Source organism: Sphingobium sp. (assembly GCA_023266575.1).
Taxonomy (GTDB): Bacteria; Pseudomonadota; Alphaproteobacteria; order Sphingomonadales; family Sphingomonadaceae; genus Sphingobium.
The window spans coordinates 125,847-147,681 of record JAHFPV010000007.1; the positions used below are offsets into that span (position 1 = coordinate 125,847).

General features: G+C 62.9%; 20 protein-coding genes. 11 read left to right on the forward strand and 9 right to left on the reverse strand.

Annotated features, from left to right (window positions below):
• Positions 1–9 precede the first annotated feature (9 nt).
• The gene (locus Q0D44_RS09165) at positions 10–840 is read right to left on the reverse strand and encodes a glutathione S-transferase family protein (RefSeq protein ID WP_294135591.1); all 831 of its coding nucleotides are present in this window, start codon (positions 838–840) and stop codon (positions 10–12) included.
• Positions 837–1,589 carry a glutathione S-transferase family protein gene (locus Q0D44_RS09170; protein WP_294135593.1) on the reverse strand — a complete coding sequence of 251 codons (753 nt, stop codon included), beginning with the start codon at positions 1,587–1,589 and terminating at the stop codon, positions 837–839. Before Q0D44_RS09170 ends, Q0D44_RS09165 begins: the two co-directional genes overlap by 4 nt.
• Positions 1,590–1,839: 250 nt before the next feature.
• Between Q0D44_RS09170 and Q0D44_RS09175 the strand changes: the two genes are divergently transcribed.
• Together Q0D44_RS09175 and Q0D44_RS09180 are read left to right on the forward strand one after the other, a co-directional pair.
• Positions 1,840–2,508 (forward strand): glutathione S-transferase family protein, encoded by a 669-nt coding sequence (locus Q0D44_RS09175; protein WP_294135644.1) that lies wholly within the window; start codon positions 1,840–1,842, stop codon positions 2,506–2,508.
• The gene (locus Q0D44_RS09180; RefSeq protein WP_294135647.1) at positions 2,505–2,930 is read left to right on the forward strand and encodes an acyl-CoA thioesterase; all 426 of its coding nucleotides are present in this window, start codon (positions 2,505–2,507) and stop codon (positions 2,928–2,930) included. Before Q0D44_RS09175 ends, Q0D44_RS09180 begins: the two co-directional genes overlap by 4 nt.
• Here the strand turns inward: Q0D44_RS09180 and Q0D44_RS09185 are convergent, their stop codons facing one another.
• Positions 2,931–3,560, reverse strand: coding sequence for a TetR/AcrR family transcriptional regulator (locus Q0D44_RS09185; protein ID WP_294135651.1), 630 nt, complete (start codon positions 3,558–3,560; stop codon positions 2,931–2,933).
• Between the two features lie 84 nt (positions 3,561–3,644).
• On the opposite strand from Q0D44_RS09185, the gene Q0D44_RS09190 reads away from it, so the two are divergent.
• The 6 genes from Q0D44_RS09190 to Q0D44_RS09215 are packed head-to-tail and all read left to right on the forward strand — an operon-like array spanning position 3,645 to position 9,692.
• Positions 3,645–4,769, forward strand: coding sequence for an acyl-CoA dehydrogenase family protein (locus tag Q0D44_RS09190; RefSeq protein WP_294135654.1), 1,125 nt, complete (start codon positions 3,645–3,647; stop codon positions 4,767–4,769).
• A gap of 11 nt (positions 4,770–4,780) precedes the next feature.
• Positions 4,781–5,965 carry an acetyl-CoA C-acyltransferase gene (locus Q0D44_RS09195; RefSeq protein ID WP_294135657.1) on the forward strand — a complete coding sequence of 395 codons (1,185 nt, stop codon included), beginning with the start codon at positions 4,781–4,783 and terminating at the stop codon, positions 5,963–5,965.
• A gap of 20 nt (positions 5,966–5,985) precedes the next feature.
• The gene (locus Q0D44_RS09200) at positions 5,986–6,747 is read left to right on the forward strand and encodes an SDR family NAD(P)-dependent oxidoreductase (RefSeq protein ID WP_294135661.1); all 762 of its coding nucleotides are present in this window, start codon (positions 5,986–5,988) and stop codon (positions 6,745–6,747) included.
• Positions 6,747–7,529: an enoyl-CoA hydratase/isomerase family protein gene (locus Q0D44_RS09205; protein WP_294135663.1), complete on the forward strand. Its 783-nt coding sequence runs from the start codon at positions 6,747–6,749 to the stop codon at positions 7,527–7,529. The genes Q0D44_RS09200 and Q0D44_RS09205 overlap by 1 nt, the downstream gene beginning before the upstream one ends.
• 4 nt (positions 7,530–7,533) lie before the next feature.
• Entirely contained in the window at positions 7,534–8,697 is a 1,164-nt protein-coding gene (locus Q0D44_RS09210) for an acetyl-CoA C-acetyltransferase (protein ID WP_294135667.1), read from the forward strand.
• A complete protein-coding gene (locus Q0D44_RS09215) occupies positions 8,697–9,692 on the forward strand; it encodes a nitronate monooxygenase family protein (protein ID WP_294135669.1) in 996 nt (331 codons plus the stop codon). The genes Q0D44_RS09210 and Q0D44_RS09215 overlap by 1 nt, the downstream gene beginning before the upstream one ends.
• A gap of 3 nt (positions 9,693–9,695) precedes the next feature.
• Here Q0D44_RS09215 and Q0D44_RS09220 read toward each other — a convergent pair whose 3' ends face one another.
• Positions 9,696–11,303: an alpha-amylase family glycosyl hydrolase gene (locus Q0D44_RS09220; protein ID WP_294135671.1), complete on the reverse strand. Its 1,608-nt coding sequence runs from the start codon at positions 11,301–11,303 to the stop codon at positions 9,696–9,698.
• Positions 11,304–11,763: 460 nt separating this feature from the next.
• Between Q0D44_RS09220 and Q0D44_RS09225 the strand changes: the two genes are divergently transcribed.
• On the forward strand, positions 11,764–12,456 hold the full coding sequence (locus Q0D44_RS09225) for a CDP-alcohol phosphatidyltransferase family protein (RefSeq protein ID WP_294135673.1): 693 nt from the start codon (positions 11,764–11,766) through the stop codon (positions 12,454–12,456).
• Positions 12,457–12,728: 272 nt separating this feature from the next.
• Here Q0D44_RS09225 and Q0D44_RS09230 read toward each other — a convergent pair whose 3' ends face one another.
• Positions 12,729–13,562: a helix-turn-helix transcriptional regulator gene (locus Q0D44_RS09230; RefSeq protein ID WP_294135675.1), complete on the reverse strand. Its 834-nt coding sequence runs from the start codon at positions 13,560–13,562 to the stop codon at positions 12,729–12,731.
• Positions 13,563–13,674: 112 nt separating this feature from the next.
• Between Q0D44_RS09230 and Q0D44_RS09235 the strand changes: the two genes are divergently transcribed.
• Complete coding sequence (locus Q0D44_RS09235; RefSeq protein WP_294135677.1) at positions 13,675–14,556, forward strand: 3-keto-5-aminohexanoate cleavage protein; 882 nt, start codon at positions 13,675–13,677, stop codon at positions 14,554–14,556.
• Between the two features lie 11 nt (positions 14,557–14,567).
• Positions 14,568–15,506, forward strand: a complete 939-nt coding sequence (locus tag Q0D44_RS09240) for an SDR family NAD(P)-dependent oxidoreductase (protein ID WP_294135679.1) — start codon at positions 14,568–14,570, stop codon at positions 15,504–15,506.
• A gap of 224 nt (positions 15,507–15,730) precedes the next feature.
• Here Q0D44_RS09240 and Q0D44_RS09245 read toward each other — a convergent pair whose 3' ends face one another.
• The 4 genes from Q0D44_RS09245 to Q0D44_RS09260 form a co-directional block, all read right to left on the reverse strand.
• Positions 15,731–17,146 (reverse strand): porin, encoded by a 1,416-nt coding sequence (locus Q0D44_RS09245; protein ID WP_294135680.1) that lies wholly within the window; start codon positions 17,144–17,146, stop codon positions 15,731–15,733.
• A gap of 109 nt (positions 17,147–17,255) precedes the next feature.
• Positions 17,256–18,128 carry an amidohydrolase family protein gene (locus Q0D44_RS09250; RefSeq protein WP_294135684.1) on the reverse strand — a complete coding sequence of 291 codons (873 nt, stop codon included), beginning with the start codon at positions 18,126–18,128 and terminating at the stop codon, positions 17,256–17,258.
• Positions 18,118–20,235, reverse strand: coding sequence for a PQQ-dependent dehydrogenase, methanol/ethanol family (locus Q0D44_RS09255; RefSeq protein WP_294135686.1), 2,118 nt, complete (start codon positions 20,233–20,235; stop codon positions 18,118–18,120). Before Q0D44_RS09255 ends, Q0D44_RS09250 begins: the two co-directional genes overlap by 11 nt.
• A gap of 35 nt (positions 20,236–20,270) precedes the next feature.
• Positions 20,271–21,833 (reverse strand): AMP-binding protein, encoded by a 1,563-nt coding sequence (locus tag Q0D44_RS09260; RefSeq protein WP_294135687.1) that lies wholly within the window; start codon positions 21,831–21,833, stop codon positions 20,271–20,273.
• Positions 21,834–21,835 lie beyond the last annotated feature (2 nt).

Here is a 21,835-nt window from a genome sequence, read left to right on the forward strand (position 1 = left end):
GGTCAGTCCTTATGCGGGAATCAGGCCGAGTTCGGCGTCGGTGGCGGGCGTGCCCCATTTGTCGCGTGGCGGCATGGGGCGGCTGGTCCAGGGTGGGTCGAGGGTGAAGCTGGAGACGGTTCGCCCCTCTGGCAGGCGACCATTGCCGCCGCCCTGAGCATAATCATAATAGAGCGTCATCAGCTCGGCATGGCCATGATGGCGCTGGGCGACCGGGTGCGACAGACACGACTCGCGCCAGCGCAGCAGCCGGGTCAGATGCTGGGGGATCGCGTAATTCTCATAATAGTCGAGAAACCATAACCGTTTGAACATGGGCGTGAAGGCAACCTCCGCCCAACCGAAACGGTCGAACAGGTAATCGCCGTCCGGCGCATAATGGCGCAGAAAATCGTCCAGCCGCGCATATTGCGCATCGACTTCTGCCTTATGCTCGTCGCGCTTGGCCGGATCGCGGTTCAGGATCATGCGATAGCCAGCGCCAGTAAACTGCCCGTCCGTGGCGCACAGCATTGCCTCGACAGCATGTTCATAGGGGTCATGCCGCGCCACCGGGGGATCGGGAAAGCGATCCTCCACATAGCGCATGATGACCATGCTCTCTTTCAGCGTTTCGCAATTTTCCAGTTCCAGCGCCGGGAGCGACGTCGTGCCGCGCGTCTTGGCGAGCAACCAGTCCGGGCGCGGCTGCGATATGTCGATTTCATGATCGGCCATGATGCCGTGCAGCCCTTTCAGGTCGAGCAGCAACTCGATCCGCTCGGAAAAGGGGCAGCCGGGGATATGATACATGCGTAGCTGGCCACCAGCCGGTTCGTCATGCCAGGCCATGGGCGTCATGCCGCCGACATGGCCGGGCGCGGCGGCATTTCACTCTGCGATCGGGCGAACATCGCCTGGGTGGCGGGGCGGGTGTTGATCCGGTCGATCCAGGCCAGCAGGTGCGGCGTCGCCTGCCCGTTGACGATGTCGGCGTAACCGAACTGCATCCCGTTCGCGATCGCGAAATTGCAGATATCGGCCAGCGTATAATCGTCGCCCGCCAGCCAGGGGCTTTGCGACAGGCGTTTCTCCAGCCGGTCGATCGACACGCGGATCTTGCGCATTTCCTCGTCCAGCACCTCTTTGGGGAAACCAGCGCGCGCGCTGCGCCATTTCGCCTGCTGTTCGGGGATGGGGATATGTTTGAGCTTCTCCTCAAATTCCTCATCGCTTAGCTTGCGCGCCATCGGGCCGATCATCCGCTCCCATCCGATCGTGGACACGCACCAGCAGAAATATTCGTCCACCCATTTGGTCCAGACGCGCATCTCCGCGATCGTCACCGGATCGGTCGGGCGCAGGCGCGGCGCATCGGGGAAAGCATCCTCCAGATATTCGCAGATCACCGTCGATTCGGTGATGATATGCCCATCATGGTCGAGCGCAGGCACCTGACCGCGTGGGTTGATCGCCTTGAACCAATCCTCATGATGCTCGAACCGGGTCGGATCGACGAAGCGCGGCGTGAATTCCAGCCCCTTTTCATAAAGCGCCAGCAACGGCTTCATCGAATTGGCGGCCGGACCGAAGCTGTAGAGCGTCAACATGGCAGTCTTCCTCACCTTATGATGTGTAGCGTCTGTGCGCCTTCGCCGACGGTGGTGCAGGGCCGGGCCGCGGCCCACAAGTCGTCTGTCTATACTATCAGTGGCGCTACCCGGCGGGCGGCCGCGCAACCTGTCATAGTCAATGCCTGTTACTGGCAATGATAGCGCCGCCACTCGCCTTGCCGGGACGGGCGCACTTTGCTTTGGGTGATACAAGAGCGGGCATTGACCCCGCCATGGAGAGAAGCGGATGCTCGAATTGCTGACGTCGGAGACGCCCAATGGCTGGAAGGTCTCGATCCTGCTGGAGGAACTGGGTGTCCCCTATAAGGTGACACCGATCGCGCTGACCGACCGGGTGCAGAAACAGGACTGGTATGTCGCGCTCAACCCCAATGGCCGCATCCCGACGCTGATCGATCATGAGGCGGGGGATTTCGCCGTCTTTGAATCGGGCGCGATCCTGCTTTATCTGGCGGAAAAATATGGCCGTTTCATCCCCGCTGATGCCAAGGATCGCAGCCGGGTGATCCAGTGGGTGATGTGGCAGATGTCCGGGCTTGGCCCGATGATGGGGCAGGCGACGGTGTTTACCCGCTATTTCGACGAAAAACTGCCATCGGTGATCGACCGCTATGTCCGCGAAAGCCAGCGGCTGTTCGGCGTGCTGGACGCGCAACTGGCTGGCCGCGACTATCTGGTCGGCGATTATTCCATCGCCGACATTGCCTGCTTCCCTTGGATACGCGGCCATGACTGGGCTGGGGTGGACATCAGTGCCTTTTCGAACATCTTGCGCTGGTATGACCGGGTCGCCGAACGTCCCGCGGTGCAGCGCGGCCTGCTCGTGCCGCCACCGCCCACGGCCAAAGACATGGCGGAAAAGACCATTTTGCAAGGAAAGACCATCATCGCGTGACAGTATTTCTCCATCGGATCGTCCGCATCGAATGGGGCCATTGCGACCCTGCCGGTATCGTTCACGCGCCCCGCTATTTCGACATTTTCGGCCAAAGCACAATGCTGCTGTTCGAACAGGCGGGCCTGCCCAAGAAACGCGAGATGCTGGCGACCATGCCTTTTGCGGGGTTTCCGATGGTGGATGTGTCGGCGCGCTTTTTCGTCCCGACCGCCTATGGCGACGATGTGGTGGTGGAGGCAGACGCGCCGATATTCGGCAATAGCAGCTTCACGGTTGCGCACCGTCTGTCGCTCGATGGACGGCTATGCGTCGAATGCACTGAAAAGCGCGTCTGGACCACGCCCGACGCGACCCGGCCCGGCGGTTTGCGGGCGGAGCGGGTGCCGGACGCGGTGCGCGCCCTGTTTGCGACTGGCTGATCAGGTGCGCGGCGCGAGGCCGCTGATCAATATATCGACCATCGAGTCGGCAATCTGCTCTGCGCTCAGCGGCCCGTCCGGCTCATGCCAGCGTCCCGGCCAGTTAAGCGCGCCCGCCAGGGCAAAAGCGGTCATGCGCACGTCGAGCGGCGCGATCGAACCGTCGGCGATGCCATCCTCTATCAGCGCACGGATCGACAGGTCGATTGCCCGCTTACGCGCGCGGAACAGGGCGGCCCCTTCGGCGGAGAGAAATTCGTCGCCGGTGCGCACGACACAGCGCCCGAAATCGTCCATCATCACCAGGGAGTAACGACGCAGAACGCTGCGCAGTCGAGCCAGGCCGTTGCCGGGCTGCGCGCGCGCCGTGTCGGCGGCGGCGCTGAGCAATTCCAGCCCGCGCGTCACGCATTCGATCAGCACCTGCTCCTTATTGCCCAGATAATGATAGATGGTCGGCTTGCTGATCCCCAGGCTCGCAGCAACGTCGTCCAGCGAGGTGGCATGAAAACCGCGCGCGTTGAACATCCGCACCGCCGCCCGCAGCACGGCCTCTCGCTTCTCCTCACGGTCACGTTCTCGCTCCTCACGCGATCGGAAGGGGGATGGGGCGGCGTTCGGTTGGGGCAAGCTGGTCTCCTTACCCGTTTGCCTTGACAAGAAACCCGCTGATAATCAATATACCCGTGAGTATAGAGGAGACGATTGGGTTTTATGCTGACCGAAATCCAGACGGCCATCCGCGATACGGTGCGCAGCTTCGCGCAGGACACGATCCGCCCGCACAGCGCGCGCTTCGAGTCGGAAGGCGGCTATCCGCCTGCGTTGTTCGAGGAGATGGCGGGGCTGGGCCTGTGGGGCATGACCGCGCCGGAAAGCTATGGTGGGGCGGAAACTGACGCCGTGTCCTATGCGCTGGCGCTGATCGAACTGGCGGCGGCGGACGGGGCATTGTCCACCATCGTCTCGATCCAGAACAGCATCCTTGTGGCCGGCCTGCTCAAGGATGGGAGTGAGGCGCAGAAGGCCCGCTTCCTGCCCGACCTGATCGGCGGCCGGACCATCGGCGCCTTTGCCCTGACCGAGGCGGATGCCGGGTCGGATGCGTCGGCAGTGCGGACCCGCGCGGTCAAGGTCGATGGCGGCTGGCGTATCACCGGTGCCAAGCAATTCATCACGTCGGGCAAGATTGCTGGCGTCGTCATGGTCGTCGCGGTGACGGACCCGGACGCGGGCAAGAAAGGCCTGTCGGTGTTCATCGTGCCGACTGATCGGCCCGGCTACAGCGTCGACAAGGTTGAGCATAAATTGGGGCAGGGCGCATCGGACACCTGCGCGCTGCGGTTTGACGACATGTTTGTCCAGGATGACCTGCTGATCGGCCAGCCGGGGCAAGGTTACCGCATAGCGCTCGCCAATCTGGAAACCGGCCGCATCGGCATCGCCGCGCAATGCGTCGGCATGGCGCAGGCCGCACTGGACATTGCGGTCGCCTATGCCAAGGATCGCAAGAGCTTTGGCAAGCCTATCATGGAGCATCAGGCGGTGGGCTTCCGCCTCGCCGACCTCGCCACCCGGCTGGAGGCGGCGCGGCAGCTGGTGCTGAACGCCGCGCGGGTCAAGGATGCGGGCCAGCCCTGCCTTACCGAAGCGTCGATGGCAAAGCTGTTTGCATCGGAAGCCGCCGAACAGATCGTATCCGGCGCGCTCCAGACGCTGGGTGGCTATGGCTATCTGGAAGAATATGGCGTCGCCAAAATCTATCGCGATGTGCGGGTATGCCAGATTTACGAAGGCACGTCGGACATCCAGCGCATGGTCATTGCGCGCAGTCTTTGAAAGGAATTGATATGCAGGACGATCCGGTAGTCATCGCCAGCTATGCCCGCACGCCGATGGGCGGGTTTCAGGGTGCCTTGTCGGGCCTCAAGGCCACGGAGCTGGGCGCGGCGGCGGTCAAGGCGGCGGTCGAGCGCGCGGGCGTTTCGGTCGATGCGGTCGATCGCATCTATATGGGCTGCGTCCTGCCTGCGGGCCTGGGTCAAGCGCCTGCGCGGCAGGCGGCGCTGGGCGCTGGCCTTGGCCTCCGCACCGAAGCCACCACCGTCAACAAGATGTGTGGTTCCGGTATGCAGGCCGCGATCATGGCGCATGAGGCGCTGGCATCGGGCGCGGTCGATGTCGTGATTGCCGGCGGGATGGAGAGCATGACCAATGCGCCCTATGCCTTGCCCAAGCATCGCAGCGGCGCGCGGATCGGCCATGATCGGATCATCGACACGATGATGATGGACGGGCTGGAAGACGCCTATGAACCCGGCAAGGCGATGGGCGTGTTCGCCGAAGAAGCGGTGCGCGACTATCAGTTCACCCGCGCCGACCAGGATGATTATGCCATCCGTTCGCTCGAACGCGCCAATGCCGCGATCGGCAGCGGGGCGTTCGTCCGCGAAATCACGCCGGTGACGGTCAAGGGCCGGAGCGGCAACACGATCGTCGATACCGACGAACAGCCGGGCAAGGCGCGGCCGGACAAGATCCCCGGCCTCAAGCCCGCCTTCGTCAAGGATGGCACGATTACCGCCGCCAATGCCTCGTCCATTTCCGATGGCGCAGCCGCGCTGGTGATGACGCGGCAGAGCGTGGCGGACAAGCAGGGGATGAAGGTCGTCGCCCGCGTGGTCGCGACTGCGGGGCATGCCCATGAGCCATCAAAATTCACCACGGCCCCGGTCCCGGCGATGCGCAAGCTGCTGGAAAAGGCAGGCTGGTCGGTCGACGATGTCGATCTATTCGAGGTCAACGAAGCCTTTGCCGTCGTCGCGATGATTGCGGCGAAGGAACTGGGCATCCCGGCGGAGAAGCTGAACGTCAATGGCGGCGCGACCGCGCTCGGCCATCCGATCGGCGCATCGGGCGCGCGTATCGTCGCGACGCTGATCGGAGCGTTGGAAAAGCGCGGGCTGAAGCGCGGTGTTGCCAGCCTGTGCATCGGCGGGGGCGAAGCGACGGCGATGGCGATCGAACTGGTCTGATCGAATAGGGGCGAGTATTTATGGATATCAAGGGTTTGGCCGCCATTGTTACGGGCGGCGCTTCGGGTCTGGGTAAGGCGACGGCGACGATGCTGGCGGCGCAGGGTGCCAAGGTTGCGATCTTCGACCTCAATGAGGAAGCAGGCAAGGCGGTCGCCGCCGAACTGGGCGGCGTCTATGTCGGGGTCAATGTCGCCGACGATGCCAGCGTGGCGGCGGGACTGGACGCGGCAGAGGCGGCACATGGCGTTGCCCGCATCCTGGTCAACTGCGCGGGCATCGCGCCTGCGGTCAAGACGGTGGGCAAGGAGAATGCGCCCCATCCGCTCGACACTTTTGCCAAGACCGTGACCGTCAACCTGATCGGCACGTTCAACGTCATTTCCAAATTTTCCGCCCGGCTTGCCGCGGCGGAGGAAATTGACGGCGAGCGCGGCGTCATCGTCAACACCGCATCGGTCGCGGCCTATGACGGGCAGATCGGGCAGGCGGCCTATAGCGCGTCCAAGGGCGGCGTCGTCGGCATGACCCTGCCGATCGCGCGCGATCTGGCGCAGCACAAGATCCGCGTCATGACGATCGCGCCGGGCATTTTCCTTACCCCCATGCTGGAAGCCTTCCCGCAAAATGTGCAGGACGCCTTGGGCGCGCAGGTGCCGCATCCCAGCCGCCTCGGCAAACCAGCCGAATATGCGCAGCTGGTCGAATCGATCGTCCGCAACCCGATGCTGAATGGCGACGTCATTCGCCTTGACGGCGCGATCCGCATGGCGCCGCGCTGATGGACGGGATCGCCTTTACGGTCGAGGACGGGATCGGGCGGATCACGCTCGACCGGCCCGAGGCAGGCAACGCCATCACCCTGCCACTGGCGCGCGCGCTGCTGGCAGCGACGATCCGGTGCCAGACCGACGAGGCGATCCGCTGTATCCTGCTGACCGGCAATGGCCGGCTATTCTGCGCCGGGGGTGACGTGCAATTGCTGGCGGGTGCCGGGGACAAGCGGTCAGAGGTTCTGAGCGAGCTGATCGCGACCTTCCATGCCGCCGTCGCGCGGCTGGCGCGCGCGCCCAAGCCGCTGGTCACATTGGTCAATGGCCCGGCGGCGGGCGCTGGGTTCAGCCTCGCCATGCTAGGCGATGTCGTGATCGGCGCGCGGTCGGCGCATTTCACCGCCGCTTATGGCGCGATCGGGCTGACCCCGGATGGCGGCCTCAGCTGGCTGCTGCCGCGTCTGGTGGGGCTGCGGAAGGCGCAGGAGATCATCCTGACCAACCGCCGCATCAAGGCGGACGAGGCCGAGGCGATCGGGCTGGTGACGCGCATCGTGGACGATGAGGCGCTGGCTGCCGAAGGGTTGAAGGTCGCTACCGCGCTGGCCGACGCGCCGGTGGCAGCGCTGGCCGCCAGCCGCGCGCTGCTGGCCGACAGTTTCGAAACCGGGCTGGAGACGCAACTGGACCGCGAATTGCGCAGCATGGCGACGGCAGGTGCCGGACGGGAAAGCGAAGAGGGGCTGAGCGCATTGCTCGCGAAACGCCCCGCCAATTTTAGGGGAGTTTGAGACCATGGCAGAAGCCTATATCGTAGAAGCCGTCCGCACCGCCGGGGGCCGCGCGCGCAAGGGCGGCTTGATCGACGTGCATCCCGCTGATCTGGGCGCGACCATCCTCAATGCGCTCGTCGATCGCACCGGTGTCGATCCCGCCGCTATCGAGGATGTGATCGTGGGCTGTGTCAGTCAGGCGGGCGAACAGAGCTTTGCCTTTGGTCGCAATCTGGTGCTGGCGTCCAAACTGCCCGACAGCGTGCCTGCCGTGACGATCGATCGCCAGTGCGGTTCCTCGCAACAGGCGCTGCATTTCGCGGCGCAGGCGATCATGTCCGGCACGCAGGATCTGGTGATCGCGGCGGGTGCCGAAAGCATGACGCGAGTGCCGATGGGGTCCAATTATCAGCTCCATGCCGCCGCCGGGCTGGGCGTCGGGCCATGGCCCAAGAGCATCCAGAATCGCTATGGCGTCGCTGAATTCAGCCAGTTCCACGGCGCGCAGGCGATCGCCAATAAATATGGCTTCACCCGCGAAGATATGGACGCCTTTGCGCTTGCCAGCCATGCCAAGGCGGCAGCGGCGATCGACAGCGGCGCGTTCAAGGCGGAAATCGTCGGCGTCGAAACCCCCGAAGGCCTGTTCGACACTGACGATGGCGTCCGGCGCGGCGGGACTATGGAGGCGATGGCCAGCGTCAAGACGCTGGAGGAAGGCGGCACCATCACCGCGGCCAATGCCAGCCAGATGACGGATGGCGCGTCGGGCGTGCTGGTGGCCAGCGAAGCCGCGATCAAGCGCTTCAACCTGAAACCCATTGCCCGCATCGTCAACCTAACGGTGACGGCGGGCGACCCGGTCATCATGCTGGAAGAGCCGATCCCGGCGACCCGGCGTGCGTTCGAGCTGTCGGGCCTCAGCCTTAACGACATCGACCTGTTTGAGGTCAACGAGGCCTTTGCTGCGATCCCGATGGCGTGGCTGAAAGCGATCGGTGCCGACCCGGCCAAGCTCAACGTCAATGGCGGGGCGATTGCACTGGGTCATCCGCTGGGGGCCAGCGGGACCAAGCTGATGTCGACGCTGATTCATGCGCTCAAGGCTCGCGGCAAGCGCTATGGCCTCCAGACCATGTGCGAAGGCGGCGGCGTTGCCAATGTGACGATCGTGGAGGCGCTGTAATGGGGATCAGGACGCGCTTTACCGATCTGTGCGGGATCGAGCATCCGATCGTCCAGGGCGGGATGATGTGGGTCGGCCGGGCGGAACTGGCTGCCGCCGTGTCCAACGCGGGTGGTCTTGGCATATTGACGGCCCTCACTCAGCCGACGCCCGACGATCTGCGCCGGGAAATCGAGCGCTGCCGCACGATGACCGACAAGCCGTTCGGGGTGAACCTCACCATCCTGCCGTCGGTCAATCCGCCACCTTACGCCGAATATCGCAAGGCGATCATCGACAGCGGTGTGAAGATCGTCGAGACTGCCGGGCATAAACCGCAGGAGCATGTCGACGATTTCAAGGCGCATGGCGTCATCGTCGTCCATAAATGCACGGCGGTGCGCCACGCTTTGTCAGCGCAGCGGATGGGCGTGGACGCGATCTCGATCGACGGGTTCGAGTGCGCTGGGCATCCGGGCGAGGATGATATTCCTGGTCTCATCCTGATCCCTACCGCCGCCGACAAGCTGACCATCCCGATGATCGCCAGCGGTGGCTTTGGCGACGGGCGCGGTCTTGCTGCCGCGCTGGCGCTGGGGGCGGATGGCATCAATATGGGCACCCGCTTCTGCGCGACGGTGGAAGCGCCGATCCATGACAATGTGAAGCAGTTTCTGGTCGATAATGACGAGCGGGGGACGAACCTCATCTTCCGCAAATTCCATAACACCGGACGCGTCGCCAAGAATAGCGTATCGGATCAGGTGGTCGAAATTTCGCTGCGCGAGGGCGCGGTGTTTCAGGATATCCAGCCGCTGGTGTCGGGCGCCAAGGGTCGGGTCGCGCTGGAGACCGGCGATCTGGACGCGGGCCTCGTATGGGCCGGGCAGGTGCAGGGGTTGATCCACGACATCCCGACCTGCGACGCGCTGATCAGGCGGATCGTCGGCGATGCCGAAGCGATCATCCGCGGTCGGTTGAGCGATATGCTGAGCGGGGACCTAGTCGCCGCCTGAACCTCATTGCTCGATCAACAAGGCAGCATAAGGGGGCAGGTCGCCCGGCGCTGCCCCGTTGACGGCGCTCAGGATGCGGCCTGACCCGTCAACGCCTGCGGGCCAGTCAATCGACCCGCGCGACAGGTTGAAAATGCAGAGCAAAGACTGGTCGCCGCTGGTCCGTCGGAACGCGAGGCAGTCGGTGTCGGCAATCACTATGTCGAGCGCGCCATGGCGCAGCGCCGGGTTCGCCTTGCGCAGCGCCAGCATGGTGCGGGTGAAGTTGAGCAGCGATTCGGGATCACCCTCCTGCGCATCCACAGCCAGCGCGAGATGATCCTCGCCATGGGGCAGCCAGGGTTCGACGCTGGAAAATCCCGCCTGCTTGGCGTCGGCAGACCAGGGTAGCGGCGTGCGTGCGCCATCACGCGACAGGGTCAGCGGCCAGTTGGCGATAGCTTCGGGGTCCTGCAACCGCTCGAACGGGATATCGACCTGGGTGATCCCCAGTTCCTCCCCCTGATAGAGGATAGCGTTGCCGCGCAGCGCCATCAGCAGCGCCATCTTCATCCGGGCAAAGGCGGGGCGATCTTCGGGCGCGCACCATCGCGACAGGGCGCGGGGGGCGTCATGATTTTCGAACGCCCAGCTTGGCCAGCCCATGCCCGGTTCGTCGGGCCAGCGATCGACCGTTTCCGCGACCAGCGCCGGTGTGAGCGCAGGCGCGTAGAGGAAGGTGAAGCCGTAAGCGCTGTTGAGGCGCTTGTCCCCGGCGGTATAGGCTTTCATTTCCTGCTCGGCGATCGCCCCGCCGACTTCGGCGACAGTGAAGATCGCGCCATATTCGTCGCACAGCACCCGGATACGCTCGACAAAGGGGACGACGCCGGGGTGCGACTGGCTGTAGCGCTTGATCTGATAATCGAACGGGCGGGTGCGCGGACTGCCATCGTCGGGGGCAGGGGGATTGTCGCGGAAATCGGGGTCGTGCATCGCATGGTTCAAGGCGTCGAGGCGGAAACCGTCCACGCCGCGATCGAGCCAGAATCGCATGACGTCCAGCAGCGCGTCCTGCACTTGCGGGTTGTGGACGTTGAGTTGCGGCTGGCTGGCCAGGAACTGGTGCATATAATATTGGCCGCGCCGCGCGTCCCAGGTCCAGGCCGGGCCACCGAACACCGATTGCCAATTGTTGGGCGGGGTGCCGTCCGCTTTAGGGTCGGCCCAGACATACCAGTCTGCCTTGTCGCCGCCGCGACTCGCGCGGCTTTGTGCGAACCAGTCATGCAGGTCGGAACTATGGGCATAGACCTGGTCGATCGTGACCTTGAGGCCCAAAGCGTGGGCGCGGGCGACCAGCGCATCGAAATCGGCAAGCGTGCCAAAGATCGGATCGACATCGCAATAATCGGCTATGTCGTAACCGAAGTCGCGCATGGGCGAGGTGAAGAAGGGCGAAATCCAGATCGCATCCGCCCCCAGCCGGGCGATATGATCGAGCCTTTGCGTGATGCCGTTCAGATCGCCAATGCCGTCATCATTGCTGTCCTGAAAGCTGCGTGGATAGATTTGATAGATGACCGCGCCCTTCCACCAGGGCTGGTCAGCTTTGTCGGTGGCATGGGGCATCGCTGGTTCGCTCCGATCAGGAAAGGCGGCAAGGTTGCGCAGTCGCAACCGGGGCAATCTACACATCGACAACGGCAGGTGAAGCCCCGGTCGGCGCGAGTCGGTGCAATATCGTGCGTCTGCCAATCCATGATTTTCTGGATATTGCTACTCTACCGCGCATGGACGCGCTTTGCTTTCCGTTACGGAATACAACGTAATTGCGGCAGGTGCATATTTTGCAACCGCGAACAAGGATTTCGCACTTGCAGCAAAGCCTAATTTGCCGGACATAGGAGGTGCCTTTCAGGCATCCTCTCCTAAACTTTCATGGGCTGGTCTTCGGATCGGCCCTTTTTTTGTGCATTTCAGCGATGCCATCGCCAGTCGTTTGGCCGCAGCATGTCATATAATAGTCATTTTCGACGACACGAAAGGTCGGGGTGATTGTCACACCGTCATGTGTTCGTCATAAGGCGCCATGACATTGCCCTCTGGCCCATCCTCTCCTCCGATCGATCGCATCCAGCAAAATGTGCTGGCAGCATCCGAACGCCGCCTCCTCAACTGGCTGTGCGCCCGTATGCCGCGATGGGTCACGCCCGACCTTTTGACCGTACTTGGCATGATCGGGGCATTTGCCATTTTTGCCGGTTACGCTGCCAGCAGTCTGCATGTCCATTGGTTGTGGCTCGCCATTGGTGGCTATGTGCTGCAATGGTTCGGCGATTCGATGGACGGCAGCCTGGCGCGGTTCCGCCGGATCGAGCGGCCATCCTATGGCTATTTTATCGACCATAGTTGCGATGGTCTTGCCACTTTGCTGATATTGGCGGGGATGGGGGCCAGCCCCTATATTCGCATGGATGTCGCGCTGGTGGCGCTGGCCGGTTATCTACTGCTATCGATCCATGCTTATCTGGCGGCGCGGGTGATGGGGGAGTTCAAGCTGTCCTATCTTTCCGCCGGGCCGACGGAATTGCGGCTGATGCTGATCGGCCTGACGCTGGCGATGATGGCGCTCGGCTATGCGCCCGGCCTGTTCGGCGCGATTTCCGGGTTTGACCTGTTTGTCGGCGTCGTCTCGGTCATACTGATCCTGCTGTTCGTCATCCAGACGCTCACGACCGCGAAGCGTCTGGCGATCAGCGACGCAAAGGACGCGGGCCGCTAACCGGCTTTACCGACAGGCCCTCAATATCTCGACAAGGTTCAGCGATGCGGAAGCGATTGTGCGGTTGCGTCATGCGCCGCGGCTGATCGCTGGGTCGCACCCAGGATCAACTCGTTCAGACGCATTTCGTCCTGAACGCCCGATGCAAAAGCGAGGCAAAGCCAGTCCAGACACCGTGCCAGTAGCAGCATGGTTCCCTCTCCATTATTTTATGACGCCGATCATAGCATAATTGCGCGGCGGGAGAAGAGGCTTGTTCGCGGCGATTTCGCTCAGGCAGTAACCGGATCGGCTTCCGCCACCAGCCGAGCCAAACGCGCTGCACTGACATCGTCCAATGGCGCGAATAGCAGCAGCCTTTGCCCCGGCGCTTCCTCGATCGCATAGCTGGTGTGGCGGAACATGATTTCGCCCACGCCGGGCATATCGGCGATGTTGGTATCCTCGAAATGCGCCATGATCTCGGACTCTTGCCAGTATTGGCGGAAAAATTCAGATTGCTCCATCATGTCGGCAATGATGCCTTCAAACACGTCGGGCTGGCTGGTGCGGCTATAGTCCCATTTGAAGCGCGCGATCAGGCGGCGGCACATATCCTGAAACTTGTCCGGGTCGGCACGGTAGCGCGGGTTGAGCATCAGGATGCGGAACAGGTTGCGCTGCTCCCGCGGCATCTGGCTGTAATCGCGAAAGGCGCGGGCGACCAGCCGGTTCCAGCCGATGACCGTCCAATCCTCTATGATGACCAGCGCCGGAATGGACAGCGCATCCATCAGATGCTGGGTGCCGGCATGGATCGTTTCGTCCGGCCGCATGGCCAGCGGCGGCGGGCGGTGCTGGGCCAGGGCGAAGAGAAATTCGCGTTCATTGGGGGAAAGACGCAGGGTGCGGCTAAGGCGCTCCAGCATCGGCGCGGACAGTTGCACCTCTCGCCCCTGTTCGAACCATGTGTACCAGGTCACGCTCATCCCCGCGAGCGTTGCCACCTCCTCGCGCCGCAGGCCGCGTGTTCGCCGACGTTCACCTGCAGGCAGGCCGACATCGGACGGTGCCAGCTTGGCGCGGGCGGCTTTCAGGAAACGCGACAATTCTTCCCGCTGTGCCATGCCTTATCCAGTTACTCTCTATAATGGGACATCCACCGGCCTTCTTGCGGGCCGCTTCCTCTGCAAGACCCCTGTTCAAGGGTCGGCAACATAGCCGACACAAGACAGGAGAGTGCGGTTGGCTGGCAAGCTATTTCTGACCTGCGCGGTGACGGGAAGTTCGCCGATGCCCGATCATCCCAATTTCCCGTTCCGGCCCGATCATGTCGCAGCCGAAGCGCTGGCGGCGGCCGAAGCGGGTGCCTCGATCATCCACCTGCATGTCCGCGACCGCGAAACCGGCGATCCATCACAGGCGCTGGAGGATTATCGCGAGGTGGTAGGCCTCATCCGTGCGAAAAATAACGAGGTGATCCTTAACGTCACGACCGGGCCGGGCTGCACCTGGATGCAGAGCGCAGACGATCCGGCGGTCTGCGGGCCGGGGACGCTGATGTTCACGGCGCAGCGGCGGCTGGAGCATATTCTCGACCTGAAGCCCGACATGTGTACGCTCGATATTTGCACGATGCAGCTGTGGGGCGGGGTGGCGATCAATCTTGATCCCATGATCACCACCATGGGGCATATGATTCAGGATGCGGGCGTCCTGCCGGAGATTGAATGTTTCGAGGCAGGCGATTTCGTCTTTGCCGATGATCTGATGGCCAAGGGCGCTATTCCCAAAAATGCGCCCTTCACCTTCGTGCTGGGGACCAAATATGGCCTGCCCGCGACGACCGAAGCGATGCTCTACGCCAAGAGCCAGATACCGCGCGGCACGCCCTTCACCGGCTTTGGCGTCAGCCGCCACAGTTTTCCGATGGCGGCGCAATCAGTGCTGCTGGGTGGCAATGTCCGGGTCGGTTTTGAGGACACCATCTATCTGCGGCGCGGGCGCATGGCGGCGGACAATGCCGATCTGGTCCGCTGGGGCGTCGAGATGATCGAGCGGATGGGCGGCGACATCGCCAGCGCCGGGGAAGCGCGCGCGATGCTTGGCCTGAAACAGTAAGGGAGAGAGAGATGACGCAGGCAAGCAAGGCACCTATGGCCGATGTGCGGGGGCGGACGGCCTTCATCACCGGCGGCGCGAATGGTATTGGCCTCGGCATCGCGCGGGCGCTGGTGCGGGCCGGGACCAATGTCGTGATCGCCGACATCCGGCAGGACGCGCTGGCAGCCGCCAAGGCCGATCTGGCCGCCGATGCCCAGGTCGAGACGGTGCAGCTGGACGTCACCGACCGCGCCGCTTTCGCCCGTGCGGCCGATGCAGCGGAGGCGCGGTTCGGGAAAATCCATATGCTGATCGGCAATGCGGGGGTTGGCGTCATGGGTCCGGTGCTGGACGCGCGGTTCGATGACTGGGACTGGGGCATGGGGGTCAATCTGGGCGGAGTCATCAACGGCCTCGTCACCATCCTTCCCCGGATCAAGGCGCATGGCGAGGGCGGGCAGATCGTCACCACATCGTCCCAGTCGGCGCTGATCCCGATCAGCTATTCGGCCATCTATACCGCGGCCAAGGCGGCGGTGCTGGGGATTTCCGAAGCGATAAGGGGGGAACTGGCGGCGGAAAATATCGGCGTCTCAGCCTTCATGCCGGGACCGGTGCAGAGCAATATCGCCCATAGCGGCGAGTTGCGGCCCGCCGAATATCGCGAAGATAGCGGCTATCGCGCGCGCGAGGAGGAACTGGAGAAGCGCCCTGTCTCGCCGCTGTGGATGAGCGCCGACGAAGTGGGTGAGCGGGTGCTGGCGGGAATATGCGCCAACGACCTTTATATATTGACCCACCCCGAATTTGCCGACGGGATGCGGACTCGTTTCGACGCGATCCTGGCGTCGATGCCGCACGAAACGGTCAATCAGGACCGGGCTAAGGAGATTGGTTTCCTGCTGTCCAACCCGGTGTTCGACGCCCAGCTGGCGCAGCGTAGCGCCAGGGAAACAGTCGACAGCTGAATTTTTACGTCCCTCTGGCCGGGCGAAAAGGGGTTAGCCCGGCCAGCTTTTTTCTGAACGTCAAAATCCTACAGCCGTGCGCTTAACTTCGCATATTTCCCGGCAAATGCGACATTTTATATCCATTTTGCGACATTATATGTCTTTTCTGGCTGCGATCCCGACAGGCTTTTTAGCATGGTCGACTGATGTAGGACAGCGCCCGCCAAGCAGGCGATGACCCATTAATAGTTCCACTGCACCTGGGTGCGGATCAGATCGCCTTCGGCGCGGCCGGTGCGGCGTTCGTCGGCTTCGGCGCGCTTCATCCGGGCATAGGCAAAGGTGAATTCCAGCGCCTTCCATGGCTGCCATTCGACGCCCAGTTCAAATTCGTCGGTTTCCAGACGCGGGGCGTTGGTCCCCGCCTTCCATCCGCCGCGATAATGCTGCCAGCGGCCATAGGGCATCATCGATCCCAGATTTTCGGTCGGCAGGCGCATCATCGCCTGGACATAGCCGCCCTGCAAATTCTTGGTCTGGATCGACTGGGTGGCGACATCAAATTCCGGGCCCTTGCCCCAGTTCCATTCCGCCTGGATGCCGAACGGCTTGGGATAAAGCATGGCGTGCAGGCCGACGCGATTATCCTTATAAGCGACCGGGCTGATGATGCCGCTGCGCAGTTCGGGCTGAACATCGTTCAGCATCGCCGATCCGCCAAATTCGACGACCTGATCGCCAATTTCGAACGGCCATGTCGCCAGCGCAACCTTCATCAGGCCGCGATTCTGCTCGGTCTTGTTGATGCCCTGGCCGTTGAACACGCCGACGCCGAAGGCACCATAATTGCCGAACAATTTTTGTCCGTCGTGGGTCAGATCGTCCCAGATTTTCTGGACCGAAGGCGGGGTGTAATAGGCAACGATGCCCAGATCGCGCTCGCTCGGCACCGCGCTGTTGATCGCGTCGCTGCGGTCGAGCGTCAGCCGGTTGGACGAGGATTGCATATTTTCCCAGCCATAGGGGACTTTGGACTGGCCAAAGCGCACGCGAAAGCTCTTGGCCTTGTCCAGGAACACGTCGGCATAGGCGTCGCGCAACTGGACGAAACCTTCGCGCCGTTCGGAGCCGGCCTGATTATTGACCGCTGTTGCAAAATCGGGCTGGAGATAGAGCGAGACGCGATCGGAAATATCGCCCTGCACGATCAGGCGGACGCGGCGGAGCGAGAAGCTGCCGCGGTCCGAAATGCTGCTGTCATGCACGGACCGCAGGCGCGAAACGCCCGCAGGCGCCGTGTCGTCGCCCGACAGGAAAGCATTATAGCGCATCTGGGTATAGCCGCGCAGGGTCAGGCGATCATACCAGGCCTTCGACTTGGCCGGTGCTGCGGCAGGTATTGTTGCGGGGGCCGATGCCAGCACGGTGGGCGCTGCGGCAGATGTCGTGGCGGGCGTTGCCGACTGAGGCGGCACCTGCGCGACGGCGGGCGCGGTCTGGCTCTTGCTGGCAGCGAGCGCCGAGACGAGCGACTGGACCTGGGCTTTCAGCTCATCAATCTGCGTTTGCAGCTGCTCTACCGTCTGCGCCTGCGCGGCCTGCGGCATCAGCGCCAACAGGCTGACCGCCAGACCCGTCTGCATATGTCTCGATCGCATATTCACTTGCCCTTCGTCGTGTCGAGCGGGCGTTTATGTCGATTAGATGACATATATATGACTGCAACAGACTTGAATCTGTAACAATCCAGCCATGGGGATTGGCAGTTCAGCCGAGCCCAAGCAGCTTGACCGCATTATCCTTCATGATCAGCGGCAGCACCTCTTCCCGAAAACCCGCCTCACGCGCGGCATCGATCCATTTTTCCGGGCGAATGAGCGGCCAGTCCGACCCGAACAGCATCTTAGTTTTAAGTTGCGTATTTGCGTATTGGATCACCTGTTTGGGAAAATATTTGGGCGACCAGCCCGACAGGTCCATGAACACATTATCCTTGTGCAGCGCCATCGACAGGCTTTCGTCGGTCCAGGGCCAGCTGGGATGGGCCAGGATGATTTTCATGTCGGGGAAATCGACCGCGACATCATCCACCAATATGGGCTGGCCATATTTCAGGCGCACGCCGCCACCGCCTTTCATCCCCGTGCCCATGCCTGAATGACCGGTGTGGAAGATGGCGGGTAATTTATATTCCGCGATGACTTCATAGATGGGGTAGGCGACCCGGTCGGCGGGGTGGCAATCCTGCATGATGCCATGGAATTTGAAGCCCCTGACCCCATGATTTTCCACCAGATCGCGGGCTTCGCGCGCACCGAACTTGCCTTTGTGCGGGTCGATCGAGGCGAAGGGGATGACGATGTCGTCATGTTCCGCCGCGATGTCCGCCACTTCATAATTGCTGATCCGCTTGGCCCCGATGCCGCTCTCACAATCGACCGTGAACAGGCAGAAGGCGATATTCTGCGCGCGATAATAAGCGATGGTTTCCGGGATGGTCGGGCGCTTGCGATCCGCCTTGAAATAGGCCGACGCTGCGTCGAAATATTTGGCCATCACCGGGTCTTCAGGATCATGGCAGGACACTTCGGCGTGAACATGCACGTCGATGGCCAGGATTTTGGACGGATCAATCGGCATGTGCGGTTTCCAGTGCTTTATCTTCATTGGCGCGGTGGATGACATAGGCGCGAATGTCATCAATTTCTGCTGCTGAGAAGATCGATGCGAAGCTGACCATGCCATTGTCCTTGAGCGCACCGTCATGGACGACCTGCTTCCATATGTCAGCGTCGTTGAGCGTGCCGCTATGGCGCAGGTCGGTGACCAGGCTGCCGCCGACCGCCGCGTCGCCATGGCAGGTGCTGCAATAGCGGCCAAAGCGCGCTGCGCCTGCCGCGATCGTTGCGCGGCTGGCGGTAGAGGGTGGGGGATCGAGCGGCATTGTCGGCAGCGGCGGGGCAGGGGGCAGGGCCGCCTTGCCATCCAGCCTGAACACCAGCAGGCGGGAGATATTGCGGCTTGGCCCGCTCTTGTCTGATAGGATGCCGGGCGCCAACGCCCAGACGCCACCCCAGCCCGCCATCACAGCGACATATTGCTGCCCGTCCAGTTCATAGCTGATCGGAGCCGCGACGATGCCGGTCTGCGCGGGGAAGGACCAGAGCTTGCGCCCATCCTTCGTCGCATAGGCGTTGAAGTCCCCGGTCGCTGTCCCCTGAAACACCAGGTCGCCGCCGGTCGCCAGCAGCCCGCCATTCCATGGTCCCTTATAGGACACGCGCCAGCGTTCCTTTTGCGCGATCGGGTCCCAGGCGATGAGGGCGCCGGTGGTCGCCTTCATCGCCGCGTCGCGCATCGCCTTGTCGGCTGGCATCGCGGCGGCGGCGATATCGACACCGACGTTGAAGCCCAGTCTGTTCGCTTTCCATCCCTTTTCAGGAATATAGGGGAAGGCGGCGAGATTGGCGGGGATGAACACCAGCGATGATTTGGGATCGAACGCCATCGGGTGCCAGCTATGCGCGCCAGTCGCGCCGGGGGAGCCGATGAAGGGCTTGCCGGTCTTGTAATAACGCGCCGCGGGGTTTTCGATCGGCCGCCCGGTGGTCATGTCGATGCCGCTGGCCCAATTGACCGGCACGAAATTTTTGGCCGACAACAGCTTTCCGTTGGTGCGGTCGAGCATGTAGAAAAAGCCGTTCTTGGGCGCCTGCATCAGCACCTTGCGCCTGGCACCGCCCATGTCGAGATCGGCCAGCATGATATGTTGGGTGGCGGTAAAGTCCCAGCTGTCGCCCGGCGTGGTCTGATAGTGCCACGCATATTCCCCGGTTTTCGCATGAACCGCGACGATCGAGGACAGATAGAGATTGTCGCCTTTCCCCTCCGACCGATAGGCCTGATTCCAGGGCGACCCGTTGCCGACGCCGATATAGAGCAGGTCCAGTTCCGGGTCATAGGCCATCGCATCCCATACGGTGCCACCGCCGCCCTGCTTCCACCATTCGCCATGCCAGGTGGCCGCCGCTTTCTTGAGATAATCCGGTTCCTGTTCCGTGCCGGGTTGCGCCGGGACGGTGTAGAAACGCCAGCGCTCCTTGCCCGTGTCCGCATCATAGGCCGCGACATAGCCGCGCGCGCCGAATTCCGCGCCGCCATTACCGATGATGACCATGCCGTTCACGACGCGCGGCGCGCCGGTGATCGTATAATTTTTGCTCTGGTCGAGCGTGACGACGCTCCATGCCGCTTTGCCCGTCTTGCGGTTGATGGCGATCAGCCGACCGTCGAGCGTACCGACGAAGATCTTGTCGCCCCATGCCGCCACGCCGCGATTGACCGCGTCGCAGCAGGCCTTGACCAAGGTTTCGCGCGGCACCGCCGGGTCGAACGACCAGAGCAGCTTGCCGGTGCGGGCGTCGTAGGCCTTCACCATGCTCCACGCCGTCGAGACATAGAGGATGCCGTCGATGAACAGCGGGGTCGCCTCCTGCCCGCGATTGGTGTCGAGATCGGCGAACCAGTCGAGGCCCAGTCTGCCGATCGTATCCTGATTGATCGTAGTCAGCGGGCTGAAACGCTGCTCGTCATAGGTGCGCCCGGTCGAGAGCCATTGCGCCGGCGCGGCAGCAATGATCCGCGCTGCATCGACGCCGCTGGCGCCCGTTGCGCCATTGCCCTGGCTACATGCGGCCAGCGCCAGACTGCCTATCGTCATTGCCCAGAGTGCAACCCGCATCCTCATCCCGTCCTTTGTTCTCGCGGATGTTTTCATCCTGCTTAGTTGACCATCCGCTCGCCCGACCAATGGGCCGCGCGCAGGGTTTTCTTGTCCATCTTGCCCGCTGCCGTCCGTGGGATGGCGGGGACGAAGGCGACGCTTTTGGGCGCTTTCACCCCGCCCAGCCGGGACTTGGCATGGGCGATGATGGCAGCTTCATCGATTTCGTCGGCCACGACAATGGCATGGACCGCTTCGCCCCATTTGGCGTCGGGGATGCCGATGACGGCACATTCGCGCACGGCGGCCAGTTCGGTGATCGCAGCCTCCACCTCGGCAGTGAACACATTGAAACCGCCGGACACGACCATGTCCTTCTTGCGATCGACAATGTAGAGAAAGCCATCCGCGTCGCGGCGGGCAATGTCGCCGGTGTGGTGCCAGCCGAAGGTGCGGATGTCCGCCGTTTCCTGCGGCAGCGCATGATATTCGCGCGATACCAGCGCGCCGCGCACCACCAGTTCGCCTGCCTCACCATCGGGCAGCAAATGGCCATCATCATCCATGATGCCGACCATGACTGATCGGGTCGGCAGGCCGCAGCTGGCGAGCCGTTCAGGCCGGTCGCCTGCCGCTGCTGCTGCCACGACTTCGGGCGAAAGCCAGGTGACGATCATCGGTGCTTCCACCTGCCCATAGGCCTGGCAGAGGCACGGGCCGAACAGTTCCACCGCACGGCGGAGTTTTTCCGGGGAAACGGGCGAACCGACGAGCAGGAAGATTTCGAGCGACGACGTGTCCGCTTCCGCCAGTTGCGGCGCGTCGAGCAGGCCATAGAGCGCAGTCGGCGGCATATAGACATGGGTGACGCGATGCGTGGCGATCGCATCCAGCACGGCGGCTGCGTCGAAGCCGGGCAGGATGATCTGGGTCGCGCCCAGCGAGAGCGTCGCCAGCGCGACCGGCCCGGCGGCATGGGTGATCGGCGCGACCACCAGCGACACCGGGGCGGGCGTGCGGCCATCGACCGCCTGCGCGACCGTCTCTATCATGGTGCCCCAACCTGAGTTGGTGACGACTACCCCTTTGGACGGGCCGGTGGTGCCGCCGGTGGGGAAAAGGCCAACGACATCATCGGGCCGACCGAACGGATCGGACAGGTCGGGCAGGGCGTCGCCATCGGCCCCGGCGATGAACTGGTCGAGCGAGGGGTCGCCATCCTGCGCCCGGTCGAGGCAGATGAACCGCGTCAGGGCGGGAACGCGCGCCCTGAGCTGCATCACGTCGCCCGACTGGCTGCTATGATAGAAGAGCCAGCTACAGCCGACATAGTCGAGATAGGCGGCGTTCGCGTCGATCGCGTTGCGGGTGTTGACCGGCACCCACTGGCCATTGGCGCGCCATATGGCGAGCAAGGCGACCATCATCGCAGCGCTGTTGGGACCGTAGAGCGCGACTGGTTCCTGGTTACGAAAACCCGCAGCATAGAGTGCGACGGCGATCCGCCGGGTCAGCACGCTGACCTCCGCAAAGCTCAACCTTTCGCCGCTGGCCGCGTCGATCAGGCAGACATGGTCGGGAGCGATGTCATGGCCCCGGTCGAAATAGTCGATCGCACGCATTG